At 39.6% G+C, this 23,539-nt stretch carries 19 protein-coding genes and 1 tRNA gene; 7 read left to right on the forward strand and 13 right to left on the reverse strand.

Annotated elements, in window-relative coordinates; all coding sequences use genetic code 11:
* Positions 1–24 precede the first annotated feature (24 nt).
* Positions 25–1,257 (forward strand): sugar MFS transporter, encoded by a 1,233-nt coding sequence (locus tag GYM62_RS13085; protein WP_219956753.1) that lies wholly within the window; start codon positions 25–27, stop codon positions 1,255–1,257.
* A gap of 264 nt (positions 1,258–1,521) precedes the next feature.
* Here the strand turns inward: GYM62_RS13085 and GYM62_RS13090 are convergent, their stop codons facing one another.
* The 3 genes from GYM62_RS13090 to GYM62_RS13100 all read right to left on the reverse strand — a co-directional run bounded on the left by GYM62_RS13090 (position 1,522) and on the right by GYM62_RS13100 (position 3,516).
* On the reverse strand, positions 1,522–2,754 hold the full coding sequence (locus GYM62_RS13090; RefSeq protein WP_219956754.1) for an IS110 family transposase: 1,233 nt from the start codon (positions 2,752–2,754) through the stop codon (positions 1,522–1,524).
* A gap of 86 nt (positions 2,755–2,840) precedes the next feature.
* Positions 2,841–3,098, reverse strand: a complete 258-nt coding sequence (locus GYM62_RS13095) for a hypothetical protein (protein WP_219956755.1) — start codon at positions 3,096–3,098, stop codon at positions 2,841–2,843.
* 344 nt (positions 3,099–3,442) lie between these two features.
* Positions 3,443–3,516: transfer RNA gene (locus GYM62_RS13100), tRNA-Arg, on the reverse strand.
* A gap of 271 nt (positions 3,517–3,787) precedes the next feature.
* Here GYM62_RS13100 and GYM62_RS13105 point away from each other — a divergent pair.
* The gene (locus tag GYM62_RS13105) at positions 3,788–4,534 is read left to right on the forward strand and encodes a porin family protein (protein ID WP_219956756.1); all 747 of its coding nucleotides are present in this window, start codon (positions 3,788–3,790) and stop codon (positions 4,532–4,534) included.
* A 49-nt stretch (positions 4,535–4,583) separates the two neighbouring features.
* Here the strand turns inward: GYM62_RS13105 and GYM62_RS13110 are convergent, their stop codons facing one another.
* Positions 4,584–5,132 carry a PA-phosphatase gene (locus tag GYM62_RS13110; protein WP_255590377.1) on the reverse strand — a complete coding sequence of 183 codons (549 nt, stop codon included), beginning with the start codon at positions 5,130–5,132 and terminating at the stop codon, positions 4,584–4,586.
* A gap of 71 nt (positions 5,133–5,203) precedes the next feature.
* Positions 5,204–6,658: an RNA polymerase factor sigma-54 gene (gene rpoN / locus GYM62_RS13115; RefSeq protein WP_219956758.1), complete on the reverse strand. Its 1,455-nt coding sequence runs from the start codon at positions 6,656–6,658 to the stop codon at positions 5,204–5,206.
* Positions 6,659–6,833: 175 nt separating this feature from the next.
* Here rpoN and asnS point away from each other — a divergent pair, with 175 nt between their 5' ends.
* Positions 6,834–8,285, forward strand: coding sequence for an asparagine--tRNA ligase (gene asnS / locus GYM62_RS13120; RefSeq protein ID WP_219956759.1), 1,452 nt, complete (start codon positions 6,834–6,836; stop codon positions 8,283–8,285).
* 66 nt (positions 8,286–8,351) lie between these two features.
* Here the strand turns inward: asnS and GYM62_RS13125 are convergent, their stop codons facing one another.
* The 8 genes from GYM62_RS13125 to GYM62_RS13160 form a co-directional block, all read right to left on the reverse strand.
* A complete protein-coding gene (locus GYM62_RS13125; RefSeq protein ID WP_219956760.1) occupies positions 8,352–9,194 on the reverse strand; it encodes a DUF3667 domain-containing protein in 843 nt (280 codons plus the stop codon).
* A 68-nt stretch (positions 9,195–9,262) separates the two neighbouring features.
* The gene (locus GYM62_RS13130) at positions 9,263–10,450 is read right to left on the reverse strand and encodes an MFS transporter (protein WP_219956761.1); all 1,188 of its coding nucleotides are present in this window, start codon (positions 10,448–10,450) and stop codon (positions 9,263–9,265) included.
* 61 nt (positions 10,451–10,511) lie between these two features.
* Positions 10,512–11,984 (reverse strand): NAD(P)H-hydrate dehydratase, encoded by a 1,473-nt coding sequence (locus tag GYM62_RS13135; protein ID WP_219956762.1) that lies wholly within the window; start codon positions 11,982–11,984, stop codon positions 10,512–10,514.
* 3 nt (positions 11,985–11,987) lie between these two features.
* Complete coding sequence (locus tag GYM62_RS13140) at positions 11,988–13,301, reverse strand: MFS transporter (protein WP_219956763.1); 1,314 nt, start codon at positions 13,299–13,301, stop codon at positions 11,988–11,990.
* 143 nt (positions 13,302–13,444) lie between these two features.
* Positions 13,445–13,909: a biopolymer transporter ExbD gene (locus tag GYM62_RS13145; RefSeq protein WP_091648824.1), complete on the reverse strand. Its 465-nt coding sequence runs from the start codon at positions 13,907–13,909 to the stop codon at positions 13,445–13,447.
* 1 nt (position 13,910) lies between these two features.
* Positions 13,911–14,540 (reverse strand): biopolymer transporter ExbD, encoded by a 630-nt coding sequence (locus tag GYM62_RS13150; protein ID WP_091648820.1) that lies wholly within the window; start codon positions 14,538–14,540, stop codon positions 13,911–13,913.
* A gap of 2 nt (positions 14,541–14,542) precedes the next feature.
* Positions 14,543–14,872, reverse strand: a complete 330-nt coding sequence (locus GYM62_RS13155; protein ID WP_091648817.1) for a hypothetical protein — start codon at positions 14,870–14,872, stop codon at positions 14,543–14,545.
* A gap of 56 nt (positions 14,873–14,928) precedes the next feature.
* Positions 14,929–15,735: a MotA/TolQ/ExbB proton channel family protein gene (locus GYM62_RS13160; protein ID WP_091648814.1), complete on the reverse strand. Its 807-nt coding sequence runs from the start codon at positions 15,733–15,735 to the stop codon at positions 14,929–14,931.
* 640 nt (positions 15,736–16,375) lie between these two features.
* On the opposite strand from GYM62_RS13160, the gene GYM62_RS13165 reads away from it, so the two are divergent.
* From GYM62_RS13165 to GYM62_RS13180, 4 genes are read left to right on the forward strand one after another with little or no spacing between them, the layout of a single operon-like run.
* The gene (locus tag GYM62_RS13165; RefSeq protein WP_219956764.1) at positions 16,376–19,774 is read left to right on the forward strand and encodes a hypothetical protein; all 3,399 of its coding nucleotides are present in this window, start codon (positions 16,376–16,378) and stop codon (positions 19,772–19,774) included.
* A 4-nt stretch (positions 19,775–19,778) separates the two neighbouring features.
* On the forward strand, positions 19,779–21,038 hold the full coding sequence (locus GYM62_RS13170) for a glycosyl hydrolase family 17 protein (protein WP_219956765.1): 1,260 nt from the start codon (positions 19,779–19,781) through the stop codon (positions 21,036–21,038).
* A complete protein-coding gene (locus tag GYM62_RS13175) occupies positions 21,035–22,039 on the forward strand; it encodes a glycoside hydrolase family 2 TIM barrel-domain containing protein (RefSeq protein WP_219956766.1) in 1,005 nt (334 codons plus the stop codon). The genes GYM62_RS13170 and GYM62_RS13175 overlap by 4 nt, the downstream gene beginning before the upstream one ends.
* 47 nt (positions 22,040–22,086) lie before the next feature.
* A complete protein-coding gene (locus GYM62_RS13180) occupies positions 22,087–23,517 on the forward strand; it encodes an MFS transporter (RefSeq protein WP_219956767.1) in 1,431 nt (476 codons plus the stop codon).
* Positions 23,518–23,539 lie beyond the last annotated feature (22 nt).

Here is a 23,539-nt window from a genome sequence, read left to right on the forward strand (position 1 = left end):
TCCTAAATCCAAAAAACCTATTCTATGACTCAAGCTATTAACCGTAACGCGCTCTTCAATGCAAGCTGTCTCGCGCTGATTACCACGGCCTTTACCTTTGCAATCCGTGCTGGAATTCTTCCGCAACTCGGAGAGGAATTTGGGCTTAGTGCCGAGCAACTTGGTTTCATCAACTCCATGTGGTTCTTAGGCTTCCCAATTTCAATGATTCTTGGAGGTCTATTTTACCACTCAGTTGGTCCAAAAATCATCATGAATATTGCCTTCTTAACTCACACTATAGGTATTCTGATGACAATATTTGCTGATGGGTATACTACTCTATTGATTTCTACATTATTTATCGGATTCGGTAATGGATGTACAGAAGCGGCTTGTAACCCAATGATTGCAGATATGTACACAGGGGTGACTATGAATAAAATGCTGAATAGGTTCCATATGTGGTTCCCTGGAGGTATTGTTCTTGGCTCTCTCATTTCAAAGTTCATGACCGACGCAGGATTTGGCTGGGAAGCTCAAATTTGGGTCATGATGGTACCTACCGTTGCCTATGCCGTTCTATTCTTTGGAAAAGCCTTCCCTAAACCAACCGTCGAAGGAGTTACTTCTGTTACCAGTAACTTAAAGGCAATGATCAGCCCTCTTTACATCTTCCTTTTCATTTGCATGGCTTTGACAGCTATTACTGAATTTGGAACCCAGCAATGGGCAAATGTGGTACTGGATAGCTCTGGAGCAAGCGGTATGTTGATTCTAGCTCTTACAACCGGAGTAATGGCTGTAGGTCGATTCTTCGCAGGTCCAGTGGTAGGTAAATTGGGTCAAACCGGAGTACTTCTAGGAGGAGCAATTTTCGCAACTATTGGTATTTACTTGTTTAGCATTGTTACTGGCCCAATGGCTTACGTTGCGGCATTTATCTTTGCTATTGGAGTATGTTACTTCTGGCCTGTAATGGTGGGTGCAGTAGCCCAAAGAGTACCTCTGAGTGGGGCCTTGGGTATGTCTATCATAGGTGGTGTTGGAATGTTCTCTACTGCGATTTGGCAACCTGTCATCGGCAGCTGGATTGATTCTGCAAGAGCCTCCAATTTAGCAGCGGGTCTTAGTGGTGCTGAATTAGAATTGGCAACCGGTCAGGAAACTCTTCTCAAGCTTACCATTTTCCCATCCATATTAATTGTGCTATTCATTATCTTATTTATCTGGCAAAAGAACTCCAAAAACGTTCCTTCGGTCACAGCAGCACACTAAAAGTTAAAAGCAGCCTTCGGGCTGCTTTTTTTTCTGAAAGAGAAAAACCAGAAAGTGGCCTATTTAGCTATTTTCAGAACTGGGAGGGCATACTTTTTCTACCCTCATAGAGGTGGTAAAATGGTTTAAATAAGTTAGGCCAAGTAAGAGAGTAAAATTTTTTCTACATGCTCGAAGCAATAACCGTTTGTTCTTGGCCTTTCAGTTCAGTTTTTATTCCGGGACTTGTAGATCACCAATAAAAGCTCGAACTTTTACTTAAATTTAATTGGGACGGATGTCCACTTGGACCCCGAGCCCGCGCAGGCGCTCTAAAGATTTCTTAATCTGCGCCTGCTTTCTTTTTTGCTGATAAACCGTATCGTCAGGCTCAAGGTAGGGCTCTTTATTTTTGAGGATATAATATAGCGCAATCACTATTTTGTGGGCCACTGCAATCAGTGCCTTTTTGGATCCTCTTCGCGCAGCTATTGCTCCGTATTTACGGCTCAAATAGGTGTCCTTGGTATGTGATGCAGCCCAAGCAGCTTCAACCAATGCAGTTTTCAGGTATTTGTTCCCATGTGTGATTCGGGTTGACTTTTTCTTGCCTGCACTTTCGTTGTTGCCCGGGGAAACTCCTGCCCAGGATGCCAGGTGTTTGTGATCAGGAAAAACCTCCATGTCAATGCCTGACTCGGCCAGCATATTTATGGCGGTTTCTTTTCCCACTCCGGGAATGGTCTGGAGTAACTCGACTTCCTGTTGAACCTCGACTGCATAAGTCTCAATTCTAGCCTCGATGTCCCCGATCTGTGAGTTGATCGAATCCATGGAATCACGCAGCGTAGATAGCATGAATCGGTGGTGCTCGGTGAGTCTTCCCTGAAGAGAAAGTTTGAGGTCTGCCATTTTTTTGCGCAACGAGCCTTTGGCAAGGTTGGCCAGGTATTCAGCATCCTCCTGTTTCTGGATCAAGGCATCGATGATCAGTGTACCCGTGACTCCAAAGATGTCTGAAGCCACCGAGGCCAGTTTGATATTGGCGTCTTCCAGAATTTTATGCACCCTGTTGCGTTGGGCGACACGCTGTGCAATCAGTTTACGTTTATACCTGCATAGATCCCGCAGCTCCCGTATCCACTCGGCAGGAACAAAACTCCCTTTTAACAGACCGCTCAGCAGCAACTTGGCAATCCATTCACTGTCTTTTTTATCTGTCTTATGACCGGGAACATGCTTGATATGCCTGGCATTTACCAGAATAATCTTAAAATCCTCTTCCAGTATGTTATAGACAGGTTTCCAATAAACTCCGGTACTTTCCATGGCAATATGAGTAATGGAAAGAGAGTTTAGCCATACTTTAAGCTCCTCAATTTGGGAGGTAAAAGTCCCGAAAGTTCGGGTCTCAGTCGCAACGTCAATACCACTGACAGTAGATACGATCGTCTTTTGGTGTACATCTAGGCCGCAGCCACGGTGAATCACCTGCTCGAATTCAATTTGTGTCGACATAACTGATAAGTAAATCTCAATATTCTACTTATACGAAAAGTCAACTCTTTCATTCCCGTTTGTGAAGCTCTAATTCATGAATGTTTTTATTGACAGGAATAACTTTCGTATTCTTCTCTAAAAAGAGACCATAGCTTTCCATTTTCATCTCTATAAGTTATTGCCTCAGTTCGAATGGTCACTTCCAAACTATAGGGGGTTTCTATGACAGTGCCATCTACCAACAGAATGGTACATGGTCCGTCAATTCGCTTAATATCTTTTAAGCCGATATCTTGCAGCCAGCTGTCGCAAGATGAAAAAAAGAGAATAAAAAGAATGATGAAATTTCTCGCTATGCGCATATACTTACTAAACTACTCCTAAAGTAAGTAGAACATCTGAAAAAAAGAAAATAGCCTATTCAATGAAGGGCTTTATGAAACCTGCCCACTTTGAAAAATTCTTGGCTTCGCATCACGTCTTTCCAAAATAAGATGCTCCAGGTACCTGAAAAATTTATCAGTGCTAAATACAAAAAGCCCAACCTTTATGGGTTGAACTTCATCGTGACCTCGTCAGAGCCTGTCCCGCAAAGCGGGAATTCAAACTTGAAACCTCCTCCTTTAAAAATCAAAAATATTCTACCAGATAAAAAGGCTTCAGGTTGAAATAAAAAAGCCCAACCTTAATGGGTTGAGCTTTATCGTGACCTCGTCAGGATTCAAACCTGAAACCTCTTGAGCCGTAATCAAGTGCTCTATTCAGTTGAGCTACGAGGCCGAAATGGTTTGCAAAGGTACTTATAAATCGATTTTTTCCAAATATCTCTCTGAAGCTTTTTTACAAAGGTAGAGGAGGAACTCATTTCGACACTTAAGAATTATTAAGAGCAAAAACAGGTTAATTCCTCAGGGATTTTCTATTTTTGCCCGCAATACATTGTAATTAAGCACTCTTTTAATTCAATTGGGCACATAGGCAGTCAAACCATCATTCAAGACTACCCGCCATGCAAGATTACATGTGACTATTGAAAAACATTAACCAATACATGAAAAAATTATTTATAGTCCTTTTAGCATTTTCAATTGGCCCATTCGCGCTTGCTCAAGAAACAGTAAAGAAACCAAAAGTTCCTGTAGGCGGAAGACCCAATATTCCCGCTGATCTGGTTGTAGAATTTGGATTCAATGTGCTCAACAACCGACCTGAAGATATGAGTACAGGTTTTTTTGGATCCCGAACGCTCAATATTTACTACCAATATCCGATTTCAGTATTCGGTGCTAATTCCGGTTTCACTTTAGATCCTGGATTTGGTATTGGTACAGACAAATTGGCTTTTAATGATGAGATGAATCTTTTCAATGATCCATCTAAAGGCCCCGAATCCAGTGATTTCCTGGAGTTGACAGATGTATTTGGGGATGATATCTCAGTAGACAAGAATGTTTTCTCGCTGAACTATTTCGAAGTACCTCTTGACCTGACTTACCATATCAATAGAAATAATTATACTAAAGGATTTCGGGTAAGTGTAGGTGGAAAAGTTGGCTTCCTTTATAATGCCCATTCCAAAATCAAATACACAGATGAAGATGGTTTGACCAGAAAAATCAAAGACTCTCAGAATTATGGTTTAGAGAAATTGAGATATGGCCTAACCCTAAAGGCAGGTTCTCCAGGATTCTATGCTTGGAGCTATTTTGGACTGAACAGGTTATTCCAAGAGGGACAAGGTCCGGCTGCTAACCAATCACAGCAAATTAGTTTTGGAATTGCAGTGAATCTATTCTAAGCTTTGAATAAATTGTAAGAAGAAACCGGGTTTTTCAATCCGGTTTTTTTTATCCCCAAACCCAAAGAAATCCCCAAAAGCAGGTAAAAAAACCATAGAAAAAGCCAATATAAACCTCCATGGGATTATGGGCATTCAAAAACAATCTTGAAGTACCAACTACTCCAGCGAGCAATAAAGCAGCTAATAAAGGGTAAAGTATGGCGAAATTCGGAAAATTCATTCCTAAGACAACTACCAACGCTAAAAGCCCTCCTACCCCAGTCATATGAGCTGACATCTTCCAAAAAAAGGTGACTATCGTTAAGATCACCACAACCGCAGTAATTACTGCCAAGGATTGCCATAATATGGGGTCTAATTCAGACATCTCAAACATGAAATAGACCGTCATCAAAAAATATACTGAAGTCACACAAAAAGGAATCAGTCGGTCTTTGATATCGATCATATGAAGACTCTTCACTGTACCACTAAGTCTCAGTCCAAGTATCGTAATCATTGGAATAGCTAAAGTGGATAACATGATCAAATAAAAGATCCTGACTTTAAATTCAAAAGGAACACTACTTGCCTCGGGTACCACAAAAAGAATCATACCAAAAACCAGTGTTGGTATAATCAATGGCTGGAAAATAACCGAAATAATCAGCGCTAGACTTCTCCCCACTACAGTTCTTTTCTAAGTCTCGCCACTGGAATCTGTAATTGCTCTCTGTATTTGGCAACAGTTCTTCTGGCTATATTATATCCTTTTTTATTCAGCATTTTCACAAGCTTATCATCTGAAAGCGGTCTCTTTTTATCCTCTTCATCTACCATAGCCTGCAATACAGATTTCACCTCCCTATTGCTGACATCTTCCCCACTATCAGTAGCGATACCTTCAGAAAAGAAATACTTTAAAGGATAAACGCCAAATTCTGTTTGAATGGATTTACTGTTGGCAACTCTGGAAACAGTTGAGATATCCATGTCTATTTTTTCGGCTATATCTTTCAGAATCATCGGACGTAAGTTCGTTTCATCCCCATCCAAAAAGAATTCTTTTTGATATTGTAAAATAGCCTCCATGGTTCTCAATAAAGTATTTTGACGTTGTTTGATCGCATCGATAAACCATTTAGCAGCATCTAATTTCTGCTTAACAAAAGTGACTGTCTCCTTCAGTTTTTTGTCCTTTTTATCAGATTTATCATAGGCATCAAACATATCCGCATATGATCTGGATATTCTTAACTCAGGAGCGTTCTTGGAGTTTAAACTTATTTCCAATTTCCCTGAATTATTGGTCAAAATAAAATCCGGTATGATGTATTGCGTACGAACTAATCCTTCGGAAACTCCTCCCGGCTTAGGATTTAACTTAGTAATCAAGTTGACGGCATCCTTGATCTCGTCTTCATTCAAATCGCATTTCCGCTGGATTTTAGAGTAATGCTTTTTGGTAAATTCCTCAAAGCAATCATGCATGATTCGTAAGGCATGCTGAACTGTGGGATCCTCAGGATGCTCTTTTCTTTCTAATTGCAGAATGAGGCATTCCTGAAGGTTTCTTGAAGCAATTCCCGCAGGATCAAAAGTTTGAATCTTTCGCAGAATTTCCTCTAACTCATCTATATCCGTCTCTATATTTTGGCTAAAAGCCAAATCATTGATAATGGCCTCAAGATCCCTTCGGATGTATCCATCATTTTCAATACTTCCAATAAGCTGTTGCCCGATTATTTTTTGTCTCTCATCCAACTTTAAAAAATTGAGCTGCTGAATTAATAATTCGTGCAAAGAAGCCTGAGAAGAAATAGGAATCTCACGATCTTCTTCATCTGAATTATAATTTCCATCACCCTGCATTTTGTATCCGCCATACTCATCGTCTAGATAGTCATCCAGGTTAAGGTCTCTGTCATCAGATCCAAGGTCCTCCTCATAGGAGTCTTCATATTCATCTTGAGAAGTATCCTCTTTCTCCTCCTTTCCTTCTTCCAGTGCTGGGTTAATCTCCAATTCCTCCTCAATTCTAGCATCCAATTCTGCTGTAGGAACCTGCAATAGCTTGATAAACTGTATCTGCTGTGGAGAAAGCTTCTGTGAAAGTGACTGGCTAAGATTTAGCTTTTGCATTGGAAATTGAGTAAAACCTGCATTTTGGGTTCAAAAAAGGACTTTTTCAGAAAAAAAGCCCTGAATTCAAAGTTAGGAAAAACAAGCAAATTTTTGATAAAAAGCTTATTTAATCGTTTTTTTGCAGACTATAAAAAATTCGGCTATCAGCCTTATTTGAAACCAAAACGAAATCATGGCATTCAACAAGCGGGTAAAAATCAAGACCATCCTAGAGCAGGGTCTAATAGGCAGTGAAATCACATTAATGGGCTGGGTTCGTACCAAGCGATCCAACAAGAATGTTTCCTTTATTGCCATGAATGACGGGTCTATCATTACCAATTACCAAGTGGTGGCTGATCCAAATGTCATTTCGGAAGATATTCTGAAAAAATGCACAACAGGAGCCTGTCTCAAAATCACAGGAACAGTGGTTGAATCTCAAGGTGCAGGGCAATCCTCAGAATTGAATGCGAAGAGCATAGAAGTTTTGGGCGAGGCGGATCCAGAGAAGTATCCTTTACAGCCTAAAAAACACTCCCTTGAATTCTTGCGTGAAATCGCTCACTTGAGAATGCGTACAAATACATTTGGTGCAGTTTTCAGAGTAAGACATGCTTTGGCATTTGCAGTGCACCAATATTTCAATGATAAGGGTTTTTTCTATATCCATACTCCTATCATCACCGCTTCTGATGCAGAAGGTGCAGGGGAAACATTCAAAGTAACAACTCTGGATATTGGAAATCCTCCAAAGACCGAAGAAGGGAAAGTGGATTTCAAGCAAGACTTCTTTGAAAGAGAAGCTAATTTGACTGTATCTGGCCAATTGGAAGGAGAGCTGGCAGCCATGGCACTTTCTGAAATCTACACTTTCGGTCCTACTTTCAGAGCGGAAAATTCCAACACAACTCGCCACTTAGCTGAATTCTGGATGATTGAGCCTGAAATGGCTTTTTATGATGCAGAAGACAACGCAGATTTAGCCGAAGACTTCCTAAAATATTTGATCCGATATGCTTTGGATCATTGCCAGGAAGATTTACAATTCTTGGAATCCAGATTATTGGAGGAAGAAAAGTCTAAGCCGCAAGATCAGCGTTCAGAAATGAGCTTGCTGGAAAAATTGAAATTTGTAGTAGACAATGAATTTGTTCGTATTTCATATACTGAGGCTATCGATATTCTAAGAAACTCCAATCCTAATAAGAAGAAGAAATTCCAATATCTGATTGAATCCTGGGGAGCTGACCTTCAATCAGAGCATGAGCGATATTTGGTTGAAAAGCATTTCAAAAAACCTGTAATTCTGACAGACTATCCGAAAGAAATCAAGTCATTCTACATGCGTCAAAATGATGATGGAAAGACAGTTGCTGCCATGGATATCCTATTCCCAGGAATAGGGGAAATCATCGGGGGTTCCCAAAGAGAAGAAAGACTAGACGTGCTCCTTCAAAGAATGGATGAAATGAACATTCCAAAAGAGGAAATGTGGTGGTTCTTAGATACAAGAAGATTCGGAGCTACACCTCATGCAGGATTTGGATTGGGCTTTGAAAGAATGGTCCAGTTTGTAACAGGAATGGGAAATATCCGAGACGTGATAGCATTCCCAAGAACTCCAGGGAACGCAGAATTTTAATTCAAAAGCTACACCCTTCAACAAAAATCCTCGGCAAAAATGTCGGGGATTTTTTTTAATATTTGATTAGGTAACAGTCCAAAAAGTAACCCAAAACAATATATATCTATAAATTATAAAACTTGGAATAATAAATATACCCAAGAGTATCCCTCTCCACAATGCACCTTTTTTGGAAGTATCATAAGCCCTTTTAAGCATTGCAAACATATAGCCTATGATGATCAGCATAAAAATTATTGATAAGCTCAATTCGTTGATGCTTGATGCTAAACCGAATGAGAATAAACTCGAAAACCAATTGAATAATGTCGGAAAAAGCACCAAAATAAATAAGGTGTAAAATCCATAGAAGTATGCAGATCCGGCAAAAAAATCAATGAGGTAAAGCTTTTTATTTCTTAAGAAAAGAAGTTTTAAAAAAAGGCCTTGGAGTACTACCAAGACTATTAAGAGTAATTTACCATTGGCATTGGAGGCTCGTTCATACTCGACTTTGAATACATCAGGATCGACTTGCCTAATTTCCAAATACTGCTCCACAACCGGTCTCACTGATGAGCTATAGGGAAGTTGGAACATTTGTACATCCAGAGTAGTATTGAATGTCGAGATGACTGGAAAGATGAAATAAATCAAATTAGCGAAGAAAAAGAGCTGAAGAGGAGAAAGGTATTTTTTCCGAATTCCGGCGACAAAGCTACGAGTCAATTCACCAGGCTTTGTTATTGAAAGCTTGATCGTTTTGAAAAACTTTCCATCAGCAAAAAAAACTGAGGCTACAAATTCCTCCAAAAAATGAATTAAGCTTTTATCCTTTTGATCAATTTGCTTCTCTCCGCATGAATGGCAGAAAGTACCCTGAAGCTCTGTTCCACAATTGACACAAGAAGATTTTCCTTTTTCCATTGAATAGAATTCATCCCAAGCTTTCAATATCTCGAATTATTCCATGAATTCAAATAACAATGGCTTTCCTAACTCACGACCTTCACTCTTCTGGCCAAAGGGATGCACAGTAGGCTGAAGAAAATAGCGATATATCCGACCAAATTAAAATTAGTCAATTCTCCTGCTGCATTTTCTCCAATAATGAGCCCTGCAATTAAAGATGCCAAACCCGTAGCCAATTGTTGAATCGCTGAATTAAAGCTTAAAAAACTCCCCCTATTTTCGGGCCGCGCGGTGCCCGTAATAATTGCTGCAGCGGGCACATATCGTCCATTGGAAGTCACAAAAAACATAGTCGACACCAATAACACATAAGGAATGGGCGTTACTCCCAAATTGGTAATAATCGCAATTGGAACCACATTCAGGCTCATGAAAATCGTGAAAATCCGAAGTTTCCCATACTTGTCAGACATCTTCCCAACCCAAGGAGAGGTAAAAATGGTAAAGGCTCCACCAGCCATGTAGATATAGGTTAACTGCATTTCCGTAAAGCCAACATTAGCCACTGTATACGGACTCAAAAAAGGAATGATCATAAACTGCCCAAACATCATCATTACAGAAAGAGTGATTGCCCGCATTTGATTAGAATTGCTTGTCACTCTTCGAACCACTTCCAAGGGATGAGGCCTGACAATTTCCTTTCCAAGATGCTCGGTGATATTTGGAACGTATTGGAAAATCATTCCTAAGCTAATTACAGACAAGCCTGTTAAGATATAAAATGGGGTATGCCAGTCCGACAAACTAGCTAAAAACAAACCTAAAGGAACACCTAAAACAGAAGCAACTGAAAAAGCAGCCATAACCAATCCCATGGCTCTTCCCCTTCTTGCATCTGGGATAACATCGCCAATAATTGCTAAAATCAGAGCGGAAGTCAGTCCTCCAAAGAGACCCGAAACAATTCTTGCGGATAATAAAATCGGGTAAGTTGGTGACAATGCGCAGCCAAGGGTAGCAACAGAGAATCCTACATAAACCCAAAGCAAAATCTTTTTTCTATCAAAACGATCTAGAAAGAATGCTCCAAAAAAACTGGAAATACCTGCGCTAAAAGTATAGGAAGATACCAGTAGTCCAAATTCCCGAGGCGATATATCAAACACACGCATCAACTGCGGACCTAAAGGCATCAAAATCATAAAATCCACGATGTGGATAAAATTGATAGCTGCCAAAGTCCAAAGCAGTAATTTTTCCTTCTTCATCAAAATTGCTTTAGCCTTGAACCACAAGAAAAAAAATTAAGTTTGCTTTTACTATGTTAAATCAGGAAATACCCAAATAAAAATAGGTTTCCGGGATCGACTCAATGATGTCACCTGCTATGGTTCCTCTACCTTTTCGTTTTCCCGCCAACTCACCAGCCAATCCATGATGAAAAACCCCGCAAACTGCCGCTGATTCCGGACTATATCCCATTCCCAAGTAAGCAGTAATCATTCCAGTGAGAATATCACCTGCTCCTCCTGTAGCCATAAACTGAGTACCTGTGCTATTGATCAATTGCCTTCCATCAGGCATAGAAATCACTGTATTTGCACCTTTTAGGATTAAGATCAACTCATGCTTTATAGCAAAGTCTTTTGCTTGATTCATTCTTTCCTGATGATTGGATGCTGGGCCAACCAATCTTTGAAACTCTCCTATATGCGGAGTAAGAATTGAGTTCTTGGTCACCAAAGGAATCAATTCCGGAAATTTTGCCAAAATATTGATCCCATCTGCATCCAAAACGATTGGGAAATGAAAGTCTTTCAGCAAAGCCTCCAATTGATTCTTTCTACTTTCTATGCCCCAGCCCGGGCCTATTCCAACAGCATCATAATAGTCAGCATTGGGAATCAGCCCCCAATTACACATCGCCTCTGGTAAAGCAGCCTGAATACTGAGTCTTTCGCTTTCTTCTATATGACAAGTGACTAGTCCTGAACCTGTCCTTAATGCACTCTTTGCCGCCAAAATAATAGCTCCCATTTTTCCATGTCCGCCTCCCACCAACAGGATTTTCCCAAAATCTCCTTTATGGGAAAACCGATGGAATTTTTTATGCAAAGCAGGTATATCTTTCGCTTGAATAAAATAGAGGCTTCCTTCAAACTCCCCATACGTAGTATCTGGAATACCAATATCACATACTTCCAAATCCCCTACCGTTTCCGCATTTTCAGGAAGGATCAATGCAAGTTTTGGAAAAGCAAAGCTTACTGTCACATCTGACTGAAAAGAAAGCTCTGAACCCATCTCTTCCGAAGGAAGACCCGACGGAATATCTATAGCAATTTTTTTCCCCTGAAGAGAATTCATCCTTTCTATAATTGGTTTTGCGCTATCACGTAAGGGACCGCTCAACCCAACGCCTAGAAATGCATCAATGATAATGCAAGGCTCTGAAGGTGCCTGAAACTCCTTAAAAAAGACTTCCTTAACTTTAGTGGGAAGCATTTCAAGATTTTTGCTGGAATCTGCACTTAATTTTGAATTATCTCCAAAGCATTTGATTACTAATATCTTATGATTCTTTTGAGATAATAATCTTGCTATCGCAAAACCGTCACCTCCATTATTTCCCGATCCACAGAATATCAGAATAGGAGATTCTTTTGAAAATTCTTGCTGGTAAAACCACTTTTCAAATTCTTGCGCAGCTTTTTCCATCAACTCGTAAGAACTAATATTAGCGTTCTTACAATGGAGTTGATCCAGTTTGGAAACACTTTCTCCTGCTAAAATTTTGATCATGATCTATACTTTTGGTTGAGACAATTCCTGCTTTGGAATACTAACCAATAGCAAAAACCCTAGTCCTACTAAGAAAAATATACCTAAAGATAAGGCACTGTTCCTCATATTCCCAGTCAGCTGTTCAATGACTCCGTAAGAAAAAGTACCCAAAACGATAGCCATTTTCTCTGTCACATCATAAAAGCTAAAAAAAGATGCGTGATCAGTGGTATTTCTTGGAATAAGCTTAGAATAAGTAGATCTGGATAAAGACTGAATTCCTCCCATTACCATCCCGACGACAAAAGCCAAGGCAAAAAACTCATAAACCGTATACACGTAATAAGCCGCAGCACAGATCCCTGTCCAGATCAATACCATAATTACCAAGCTAACCTTATTCCCATATTTTTTGGATATAAAAGCAAACAGATAACTGCCTATTATGGCTACAAATTGGATGATTAGAACAGTCATGATCAATTGATCTCCCGGCAAGCCCAACTCCTTGTCGCCAAAGGTAGCTGCCAAATACATAGTCGTTTGTACCCCCATGGAATAGAAAAAAAATGAAGCAAGGAAGCGATTCATGACTTTAATTTCTCGTATCTGAAAAAACACTTTCCTTATCTCCTGATAACCATGAAGGAGCAATTCCTTTTTCAATTTCCTATTGTATGGATTTTTTGGAAGAATTCTGAACGGTATTTGAGAAAAACCGGCCCACCAAATTCCCGTGATTAAGAAAGATAACCTTGCAGCTACTCCTCCATCAGGGATCCCGAATAAATGTGGCATTTGGATCATTAAAAGATTTACGACCAAAAGTATTACTGAACCTACATACCCTAAGGCAAAGCCTTTGGCACTCAGTAAATCATATTCTTTCTCCTCAGAAATTTCAGGCAAATAGGCATTATAAAACACAATACTTCCTGCATATCCAATACTTGCAGTGATACTGCAGATGATTCCCCATTCCACATTACTTGCATCAAAAAAGTACAATCCAACACAAGCTGCTGACCCTAAATAGGCAAAGAACTTCATGAATTCAAGTTTCTTTCCACTTGAATCAGCCATACCCGAAAGTAAAGGGGAGATAATGGCAATGATCAAAAAAGAAAAAGAGATAGAATAAGAATACAGGACTGTATTAATGATCTCAAAACCAAAGAAAGATACGATATCTGAATCATCCAATCCTTTGGTAACGCTATTGTAATAAACAGGAAAGATGGTTGAAGTAATGACCAAACTATAGACAGAATTAGCCCAGTCATACATAGCCCAAGCATTTTGGACTTTCTTTTTATTTTTCAGGTTGGCTAGCATTGATCGCAGGTATGAATTAGAAAAATACAATTTATTAGAGGATATTCTAATCTATTTTTTGTGATCGGAGACAAGAGCAATACCAAAAGGGCAAAAAAAAAGCTGCCTCATAATTGAAGCAGCTTTTTTAAATATTGGGTAATTTAGTCCTTTTGAACTTTACCCACAGAAGCATACAATACCCTTCGGGCATCAGCCTCTCTTAGTTCTGTTTGAACGTCCGAAATCGGACCCATTTTTACATCTCTATCAATTTTCATAGAAATAGTAATCATATTTCTATCAGCTTCTGGAAGCATATCTCTTTCTTGGTTTACCCACTGAACTATGTCAGCAGGAGTAAGCAAAGCATCATTGGCTTGAACTCTAGGCTCAGAACCATAAAGGCCTGTATTTTTTGGCTTACCAATATAGATGTAAGAAATCAATGTTTTCTTCTGCAGCTTCTGAAGCTGGGTAGCCTGAGGTATCTTCTGCTCTACCAAAATTTCCTGCTCTCTCAACACGGTTGTTACCATGAAGAAGAATAAAAGCATGAAAATAATATCTGGTAAGGCAGAGGTTGGGATATTCTCAGAAGTCTTGGTCTTTTTGCTAAACTTTGCCATATCAACTACCAATTTTATCAGGTTCTGCAATAGAAATCGCCATTGGGATTCCTTCTTTTCCTCGGTCAATCAAAGACTGCTCAGCTTCATCTTTACCTGTTAAGGCACGATATTCTTCCGTTCTTAGATTTACCCTTTCAGCATAGATTTCGAAGTAAGCTTTCTTTGCCAAGTCAAAAACCTCTAAATATCTATCATAGCTAGTTCCACGGTTGGTCTTAATAGATACTACCGCTTCTCCTGGATGATCAGATGATTCAGGGTCTCTTCTAGACATCGCTTTCAGAGAAGCTGGAAGAGAGTTATACAAACCTTGAGCTTCTTCATTTGGCTGACCAAAGTTTAAGACAAAAAGCTTAATCTTTTCATCCAAACCGTCTGCTTCAGCATATTCGCCTTCTACCAAAAGTTGATCATTTGCGTTGATCAATATCGTAAAGATATTACGCTCGTTTTTATCAATTTCTGGCGGAGGATTATTAGGATCGAGTTTCGGAGGAAGTACGTTTAAGATACCTTTATCCGAAGCGATCGTCGTAGTAACGAGAAAGAAGATTAGGAGCAGGAAGGCGATGTCTGCCATCGAACCTGCATTAACCTCCTGGCTCATTCTATTTTTCTTTCTGGCCATAATTACTTAATAGCTTTATTGAATTCTGTAAACACAATGCTCACAAGAGCAAGGATTGCGAGAATATAAGTTGTGATCAGCATACCACCTACAAACTGAGAACCAGCAGGGGTCAAGTTAAAAGGGTCTGCTTCAAATTTTGGAAGTACTTCGTTGCTAGAAATAGAATAAGCAATGAAGAACAACACTACGATTCCAATGATGCCAGCGGCTGTCTTTGCCAAGCTTTTTGGATTGTCCAAAGATTGGATCAAAGGCATCAGGATGGATACGACAGCTCCTACCGCAATAAGTAGATAGCTTCCGTAAAGTAAAATATCATAAGTATCCATAATATGTCTTCTTTGGGATTAACAATTGATTGAAATTCAGCAAATGCCGGTAGTTATTACTTACCAGTCAATTTGTGCTTCACTAGGATATCTACCAATGTGATAGAAGCATCCTCCATGTCATTAACCAAAGAGTCAATTTTAGCCACACAGTAGTTGTAGAACAACTGTAGGATGATCGCTACGATCAAACCAGCTACTGTGGTCAAAAGGGCGATTTTAATACCACCTGCTACAAGGGATGGAGAGATATCACCAGCTGCTTCGATAGAGTCGAATGCACCGATCATACCAATTACTGTACCCATGAAACCCAACATCGGAGCAAGGGAGATAAATAGGGAGATCCAAACAAGACCTTTTTCCAAACGACCCATTTCAACAGATCCGTAAGAGATGATAGATTTTTCTACCATTTCGATACCTTCAGAGTATCTCATTAGACCTTGTGTAAAGATAGAGGCAACTGGACCCTTAGTGCTTTTAGTAACGTCCTTAGCTGCTTCAACTCCTCCGGAAGAAAGAGCGTCTTCAACTTTAGCCAACAATTTTTTAGTGTTGGTAGTAGAAAGATTCAAAGTGATGATTCTTTCCAATGCCACTGCAAGACCTAAGATCAAACAGATCAATACTGGAGTCATGTAAAGAGGATCACCTTCGATAAATTTTTCTTTTACTACTTGGTGAAAGCCTACTTCCTCCTCTACGATCTCATCGTCTACGATGGCCGGAGTTGCAGCAGGTTCTGCTACAGGGGTTGTTTCTTCTTGTGCTGCAGAATCTGATTCTGCTTCTTGTGCGTTAGCGAAAACAGGCGCGAATAGGATACCTGCAAGCATGAACAAAGCGATTAACTTTCTCATAATGTGATTTTTAAATAGACTTTTGATAAAGGTTAAATGGTTTCTACACTAAAATCGAGTTTTAAAGTTATCATTTTTTATATTCAAAAAACAATGGACTCTTTTAGATTTTTTCGAAAAATTCCGCTTTTAGAGCATGATTAAGCCAATTTTTACACGAGCGGGGAATTTTCTTGATTCTTCAAAAAGAGCCGTATTCTTCTAAACTCGGCGAAAGGTTCACATTTTTAGCCAAAAGAAAAAACAAATCAACGAAAGAATTGTACCAAAAAAGGTATTCAATAAATTCTTTGGTTTTTATTAAAATATCTTTCAAAATATCAGGTCACCTATCCTACTTCGCTTTTTCAAAGAGCGAGAGTTTATAATTAGCCTCCTATCCACTTTCTCATTAATACCCGTTCATATTGCCTTTTTCAGCGATTAAATTGGTTATTTTTTCAAAAGTGAAAGAATTGTGAAAGTCCTATAACATCTCAAAAGTATCATTTGCCAATCTATTGATTAATTTCAATCCACATCTAATAAAAATTATATTCAAATTTGAAATAGAAGGAAGAAAGAGTGAAAATGGCGTTTTGCCAAAGAATTTTTGCCTTCTTTTTCCCAATTGACAAAACAAACCCTTTATAGATAAAACATGGATTACGTCCAATTTGAAAACGAAGGATATTATAAAATCCCAAATATTGATTATTTAAGACCATTTTTCATGAGTGTGGTCAGTGATTCGGATCACTGGTTATTTATCTCAAGCAATGGAGGACTTTCAGCAGGTAGGAAAAACAGTAATTATGCTTTATTCCCCTATTACACTGATGATAAAATCACCGAGTACTATGAAATTACTGGCAATAAAAGCGTTTTTAGAATCCAAGGGGGAGGTTCTTTTAAAATCTGGGAGCCATTTTCTGACAGATATACAGGAGTATTTCGACTAACCCGAAACCTCTACAAAAATGAGTTTGGCAACAAAATCATTTTCGAAGAAATCAATCACGATCTCAACCTTCTTTTTAGCTACTCTTGGAATTTCAGCGATAAATTCGGTTTTGTAAAAACCAGCAGATTGGTCAATCAAAGTCAAAATCCAGTTTCTCTGGAGTTGATTGACGGCATTCAAAATGTGCTGCCTTTCGGAGTAAATCCAGATTTGCAGCAATCAGCAAGTAATCTGGTTGACGCTTATAAAAAGACTGAAATCATATCCGATTCCCAATTGGGCCTCTTCACTCTTAGCGCCATCATCGTAGATAAAGCGGAGCCTAGTGAAGCCCTCAAAGCCAATGTGGCTTGGAATGTAGGATTGAAAAATACCCAAATTTTGCTTTCCTCTCTTCAGTTGAATGCCTTTAGAAAAGGAGAAGAAATTCGGGCTGAAAATGATATACGGGCTGAAAAAGGAGCTTATCTAATTTATAAAAAGCTTGAACTTCAGCCCAAAGACGAGAAAAGTTGGATGATTCTGGCAGACGTGAACAAAGGCCCGTCTGCAGTAATTAACTTATCAGAATACATCAAGAAAGCAGGAGATCTCCAAGTAGAAATTAAGGCTGACATTGCCCTTGGCACCAAAAACCTTAGAGCACTTACAGCGTCTGCCGACGGACTACAACTGAGCTCCGATCAAAGAAGAAATTCCCGCCATTTTGCTAATGTTTTATTCAACATTATGCGGGGAGGAATATTTGATTATAACTATTCTATTGATAAAAAGGACTTTGTTCCATATTTAGCCAAGGCGAATAAAAAAGTATTTGCTGCAAACAAACATCAAATAGAGCTGCTCCCTGAGCAATTCCCTCAGACCGAACTTCAACAATTAGCAAAGAATAGCAAGGACAAGGATTTTAGCAGACTTTGCCTGGAGTATTTACCTCTCAAGTTCAGTAGAAGGCACGGGGATCCAAGTAGGCCTTGGAATAAATTTTCCATTAATACAAAAAGTGAATCTGATGGCTCCAAAGTTTTGGATTATCAGGGAAACTGGAGAGATATTTTTCAAAACTGGGAGGCTTTAGCCTACTCCTACCCGGAATTCATTGAAAGTATGATTCACAAATTTTTAAATGCGAGCACTTTCGATGGATATAATCCCTATCGGGTTACAAAAGATGGTTTTGACTGGGAAACCATTGAGCCAGATGATCCCTGGTCTTACATTGGATATTGGGGCGACCACCAGATAATTTACCTATTAAAATTCCTTGAAATTTCTGAAAAGCACTTTGCCGACAAATTATCCTCAAATTTCAATACAGATGTGTTTGTTTATGCCAAGGTTCCCTACAAGATCAAATCTTATCAGGAAATTCTGGATAATCCTAAAGACACCATTGATTTTGATTTTGACCTGGACCATCAAATCAGAGAAAAAAGGGAACAAATTGGAGCAGATGCGGCACTTTTAAGTGCGGGTAATCAGGAGATTTATAAGGTAAACTTTCTGGAAAAACTCCTAGCTACGCTGCTTTCAAAAATTTCTAATTTCATACCAGAAGGTGGGATTTGGATGAATACCCAAAGACCCGAGTGGAATGACGCCAATAACGCCTTGGTAGGTAATGGAGTTTCCATGGTGACCTTATATTATATCAGGAGATTCTTATCCTTTTTTGAAAAGCTAATTCAGAATTCAGATTTTGAATCCTCCTACGTTTCGGAAGAATTAGTGAAGCTTTTCAATGAAATAGAAGCTACTCTAAAATCCAATCAGCAACTTTTGAAAGGGAAAATTTCCAATCAAGATAGAAAGACAGTGATGGATGGACTTGGAGAAGCAGGTAGCAGATTTAGGAATGTGATTTATAAAAATGGATTTTCATCCCAAAAAGCAGCTTTGACTAAAACTCAGCTCCTGGAATTCACACAACTTACATTACAATTTGTAGATCATTCAATCAAAGCTAATAAAAGAAAGGATGGGCTTTACCATGCTTACAACTTGATGACTTTGGAAAATGATCAGGAGGTTTCTATCTCCTACCTGAGTGAAATGCTTGAAGGTCAGGTAGCCGTCTTGAGTTCGGGGTACCTATCTCCGAAAGAGAGCTTGGAAGTTTTAGACTCACTCAAGAAAAGTGAATTATTCAGGGAGGATCAATACAGCTATATACTCTATCCGAATAAGCAGCGTCCACTGTTTGTAGATAGGAATCGTGTCCCGAAAGAAGCTGTGAAAAATTCTAAACTCCTTCAAAAACTCTTACAGGAAGGAAAGACACAGATTATTGAGCAGGACGTATTAGGCGATTATCATTTTAACGGGAATTTCAACAATGCCGAAAGCCTCAAAAAAGCCCTTTCTCAATTAGATGGAAGCTATCAGGAATTAGTTGAAAAGGAAAAGAAATCCTTACTACATACCTTTGAATCAGTATTCAACCATAAAGCCTTTACGGGAAGATCCGGGACTTTTTATGGATACGAAGGTTTGGGCTCAATTTATTGGCATATGGTTTCCAAACTAGCCCTTGCTGCCCAAGAATGCTGCGTGCAAGCAATAGAACAGCAAGAAAACGAAGAAATTGTTGGGAAACTGATTGCACATTACTTTGAAATCAATGAGGGAATCGGAGTCCATAAATCACCAGAGCTTTACGGAGCGTTTCCAACTGACCCTTATTCACACACTCCTGGAGGAAGAGGAGCTCAGCAACCTGGAATGACCGGTCAGGTGAAGGAAGATATTCTAACAAGATTCACAGAACTAGGAGTAAAGATTCAGGATGGACAGATTTATTTCCAAACTACTATTCTCCGAAAAGAGGAATTTTTGAGTCAAGCACAAAGCTTTTCTTATTTCGACCTTAATCATCAAGAAAAATCCCTGGAGATCCCCGCAAACTCTCTAGCCTTCACCTATTGTCAGGTACCGATAGTATACCATATCCATGAAGAGGAAAAAATAAAAGTGCAATTTTCAAAAGGGGAAGTTAAAGAAATCCCTTCTACCATTTTGGATGAATCACTGAGCACTAAGCTATTTCAGAGGACAGGAGAAATCACAGAAATCCATGTTTATATCAAAAAACCTTAAAAGGATGAAGAACTGGGCTTTATCGATCTTGGGTTTGGTCATGGCAATGGGGATGATGAATTGCCAATCACAAACCCAGGAAATACCGGAAAAAACAGCTGCTGACATTCTGGGAAATGCGGAATACAGGGCTATTTCTTATGGTGGTTACAGAGAAAAATCAAGAGATATACAGCCTTCTATAGCTGAATTGAAGGAGGATTTGAAAATTCTTCAGGCAATGGGAATTAAAATTCTCCGGACCTACAATGTTCAGCTAATGGAAGCCCCGAATTTATTAAAGGCAATTTCAGAGCTAAAAAATGAGGATTCATCCTTCGAAATGTATGTAATGTTGGGTGCTTGGATAGATTGCGAAAATGCCTGGACGGACAACCCGAATCATGAAGCCGAAAGCCCGGATAATGCAGGAGAGATAGCTCGTGCGGTAAAATTGGCTCAGGAGTATCCAGATATTGTGAAAGTAATTGCAGTCGGAAATGAGGCAATGGTCAATTGGGCTGCCAGCTATTTTGTACGACCCAATGTAATCCTTAAGTGGGTAAACCATTTACAAGACTTAAAATCCAAAGGCGAACTTCCCTCAAATCTTTGGATTACAAGTTCGGATGATTTCGCATCATGGGGAGGAGGCGATGCATCCTATCATACTGAAGATTTGGAAGCGCTTTATCAGGCCGTGGATTATATCTCCATGCACACTTACCCTTACCATAACACACATTATAACCCGGATTTTTGGAAGGAGTCAAACAGCTTGTCTAAGCTATCAGAATTAGAGCGGGTGGATGCAGCCATGCTTAGAGCCAGAAATTTTGCAAAAGCTCAATATGATTCTGTCACATCTTATATGAAAAGCATAGGAGTGAATAAACCTATTCACATTGGAGAGACTGGATGGGCAACCGTTTCTGATGGATTTTATGGCCCTGAAGGCTCCAAAGCAACTGATGAGTATAAACAAGCCATGTATCATGATTTAATGAGACAGTGGACAGAGGCTTCGGGAATTTCCTGTTTCTATTTTGAGGCATTCGATGAGCAATGGAAAGATGCTCAGAATCCTATGGGTTCAGAAAATCACTTCGGACTGATCACTTTGGATGCTCAGGCTAAATATGCACTTTGGAAAGATTTGGATGAGGGAAAATTTGAAGGTCTAACAAGAAATGGGAAGCCCATTGTAAAAACCTACAACGGTAGCTTGGATTCCCTTTTAAAAGATGTGCTAGTTCCTCCTACAATGAAAGAATCTCAACCATGAAGTCTAGTATCAGAATTTTCTACACCTTACTAAGTTTGGTCATCTTATTTCCTGCCTGCACAAACGGGCAGGTGAGAACCGAAAATCGAAAAATCATTGTCGACAATGAGGTCTATTTTATCAAAGGGATTTGTTATAACCCGGTTGAAAAGGGAGAGACCGAACGAACTTTTAAAAGACTTCAGGAAGATCTCACCTTGATGAAAGAAGCCGGGATCAATACCATCCGGGTCTACTCTCCTATTGAGGAGAAAGAGGTATTGGACCAAATTCATGAAGCTGGATTGAAAGTTATCTTAGGCTTTGGATACAATCAAAATGGAAAGTTTGATATTCTATCAGGAAGCTTTTTAGACTATGTAAAAAAATTTAAGGATCATCCGGCCATTCTCCTTTGGGAGCTGGGGAATGAATATAATTATCACCCGGAGTGGTTTGAGGGGGATATGAAAAACTGGTACAAAGCCATGAATGAGGCTGCTAAAAAAATTCATGAGACTGACCCTTATCATCCAGTGACTACGGCCCACGGAGAGCTACCGGATTCCTTGGCATTGACCATGGGCTCTGAAATTGATGTTTGGGGCATGAATATTTACCGATGGGATCAACCAGAAACTGTTTATGAAGAATGGGCTGCAATCAGTTCTTTACCTATGTATTTTTCTGAAGCTGGGGCTGACAGTTATATGACGATTTCCAAAGAGCAGTATCAGGCAGGGAGTAATGAAAAAGCTCAGGCAGATGCTACCAAGAATATATTAAAGGCCGTCTTAGATAACCAAGAAATTGGATCAGGGGTTGCCCTATTTGCCTTTTCCGATGAATGGTGGAAAGCAGGCAATCCCGACCAACAAGATACTGGAGGCTGGGCTCCCAATAGCAGTGGAGTTCCTTATGACGGCTCTCCCAATGAAGAGTATTGGGGAATAGTCAAAGTAGACCGATCCAAAAAAGAAGTATTTGAAATAGTTAAAAAAGCTTTTGTAGATAAGCAATAGCAAATTGCCTGAATTAACCCTAAAACCTTTAACCATCAACCCAAAACATGTCAAAATTTAAAACTGCCCCTGAGGACATTGTTCCTTTTGTTCAGAAGTTTGCCTTCGGCGCAGGTAACCTCGCTAACCAGTTGTTCCCGGCCGCCCTGGGAGCATTTATGTATTATTTGGTAGTTGCCTATAAAATGGACCCACTGGATGCTGCACTGCTCTCATCCATACCACGCCTTTTGGATGCAATCACAGACCCCATTATGGGCTATGTCACGGACAATACTCGCTCCAAATGGGGACGTAGAAAACCCTATATCTTTTTAGGCTCCTTCATTGCAGGGATCACTTTTATCATGATGTGGCAGTTGAATCCAGAAGATTCTTCCAACTTTCATTTTTGGTACATCCTGACCTTATCATTTGTATTCTATATCGGTTACACCATTTTTGCCACACCTCTGATTGGGCTCGGGTATGAAATGACTTCCGATTATAATGAGCGAACCCGCCTAATGGCATCTTCTCAAATCATAGGGCAATTAGCCTGGATGATAGCCCCTTGGATTTGGTGGGTTATCGCACAGCCTAATATTTTCCCTACCCAAACTCAGGGGGTCAGGACAGTAGCCATTGTTACTGGTATTGCCTGCCTGATTCTCGCCTTACTTCCTTCCATTTTTTGTAAAGAAATAGACCAAACCAATCTAACTGGTCGATCTAATCTGTCCCTTAAAGACTTTAAAAAGAACATGCTGAATCTATTCAAAGGGATGAAAGAGATTTTAACCAATCAGCAATTTTTGAGAGTATGTGGAGCTACTTTTTTAGTATTTAATGGCTTTCAGATTGTAGCTCAATTTTCGCTGTTCATTATAGTGTACTATATGTTCAATGGAGATTATGGAGTAGCTGGTCAATGGCCTGCTTGGTATAATACTTTAGCAGCAGCCTCCACCATGTTTTTGGTAATTCCTATTATCACCAAACTAGCTACCAAGTATGGTAAGAAGAATGCATTCATTATTTCGACCTTTATATCTATCATTGGCTATGGCATCAAATGGTGGGGCTTCAATCCAGAGATCACTTGGCTGATGTTTATCCAAGTACCATTCATGTCATTCGGTATTGGGGGCTTATTCACTTTAATGATGAGTATGACTGCCGATCTATGTGATTTGGATGAATTGAGAAATGGAATGCCTCGGAAAGAGGGTACATTCGGAGCTGTATATTGGCTGATGGTAAAAATTGGATCTGCGATAGCTCTGACTCTCAGCGGAATGATTCTTTCATTTGTAGGTTGGGATCAAAATCAGCCAACCCAGACTATGGAAACACTCACTAACCTCAGAATTGCAGACGTAATTGTACCCATAGTTGCAGCCCTGCTAGCCGTGGTGACGATGTGGAACTACAATGTCACAGAAGAACGAGCGAATGAAATAAGAAGCGAGCTTATCAAAAGAAGAGGAAGACTTTAAAACCCAATCAAACCTGCCCATA

The organism is Algoriphagus sp. NBT04N3 (genome assembly GCF_019443765.1).
In the GTDB taxonomy this organism is placed as follows: Bacteria; Bacteroidota; Bacteroidia; order Cytophagales; family Cyclobacteriaceae; genus Algoriphagus; species Algoriphagus ornithinivorans.

Coding starts and splice junctions, on each gene's coding strand:
- GYM62_RS13130 (WP_219956761.1), bottom strand. CDS start 10,450: ATGAAGAAGGAAAAATTACTGCTTTGGACTTTGGCAGCTATCAATTTT.
- GYM62_RS13135 (WP_219956762.1), bottom strand. CDS start 11,984: ATGATCAAAATTTTAGCAGGAGAAAGTGTTTCCAAACTGGATCAACTC.
- GYM62_RS13170 (WP_219956765.1), top strand. CDS start 19,779: ATGAAGAACTGGGCTTTATCGATCTTGGGTTTGGTCATGGCAATGGGG.
- GYM62_RS13155 (WP_091648817.1), bottom strand. CDS start 14,872: ATGGATACTTATGATATTTTACTTTACGGAAGCTATCTACTTATTGCG.
- GYM62_RS13095 (WP_219956755.1), bottom strand. CDS start 3,098: ATGCGCATAGCGAGAAATTTCATCATTCTTTTTATTCTCTTTTTTTCA.
- GYM62_RS13125 (WP_219956760.1), bottom strand. CDS start 9,194: ATGGAAAAAGGAAAATCTTCTTGTGTCAATTGTGGAACAGAGCTTCAG.
- rpoN (WP_219956758.1), bottom strand. CDS start 6,658: ATGCAAAAGCTAAATCTTAGCCAGTCACTTTCACAGAAGCTTTCTCCA.
- asnS (WP_219956759.1), top strand. CDS start 6,834: ATGGCATTCAACAAGCGGGTAAAAATCAAGACCATCCTAGAGCAGGGT.
- GYM62_RS13150 (WP_091648820.1), bottom strand. CDS start 14,540: ATGGCCAGAAAGAAAAATAGAATGAGCCAGGAGGTTAATGCAGGTTCG.
- GYM62_RS13175 (WP_219956766.1), top strand. CDS start 21,035: ATGAAGTCTAGTATCAGAATTTTCTACACCTTACTAAGTTTGGTCATC.
- GYM62_RS13105 (WP_219956756.1), top strand. CDS start 3,788: ATGAAAAAATTATTTATAGTCCTTTTAGCATTTTCAATTGGCCCATTC.
- GYM62_RS13165 (WP_219956764.1), top strand. CDS start 16,376: ATGGATTACGTCCAATTTGAAAACGAAGGATATTATAAAATCCCAAAT.
- GYM62_RS13180 (WP_219956767.1), top strand. CDS start 22,087: ATGTCAAAATTTAAAACTGCCCCTGAGGACATTGTTCCTTTTGTTCAG.
- GYM62_RS13140 (WP_219956763.1), bottom strand. CDS start 13,301: ATGCTAGCCAACCTGAAAAATAAAAAGAAAGTCCAAAATGCTTGGGCT.
- GYM62_RS13085 (WP_219956753.1), top strand. CDS start 25: ATGACTCAAGCTATTAACCGTAACGCGCTCTTCAATGCAAGCTGTCTC.
- GYM62_RS13160 (WP_091648814.1), bottom strand. CDS start 15,735: ATGAGAAAGTTAATCGCTTTGTTCATGCTTGCAGGTATCCTATTCGCG.
- GYM62_RS13090 (WP_219956754.1), bottom strand. CDS start 2,754: ATGTCGACACAAATTGAATTCGAGCAGGTGATTCACCGTGGCTGCGGC.
- GYM62_RS13145 (WP_091648824.1), bottom strand. CDS start 13,909: ATGGCAAAGTTTAGCAAAAAGACCAAGACTTCTGAGAATATCCCAACC.
- GYM62_RS13110 (WP_255590377.1), bottom strand. CDS start 5,132: ATGATTCTTTTTGTGGTACCCGAGGCAAGTAGTGTTCCTTTTGAATTT.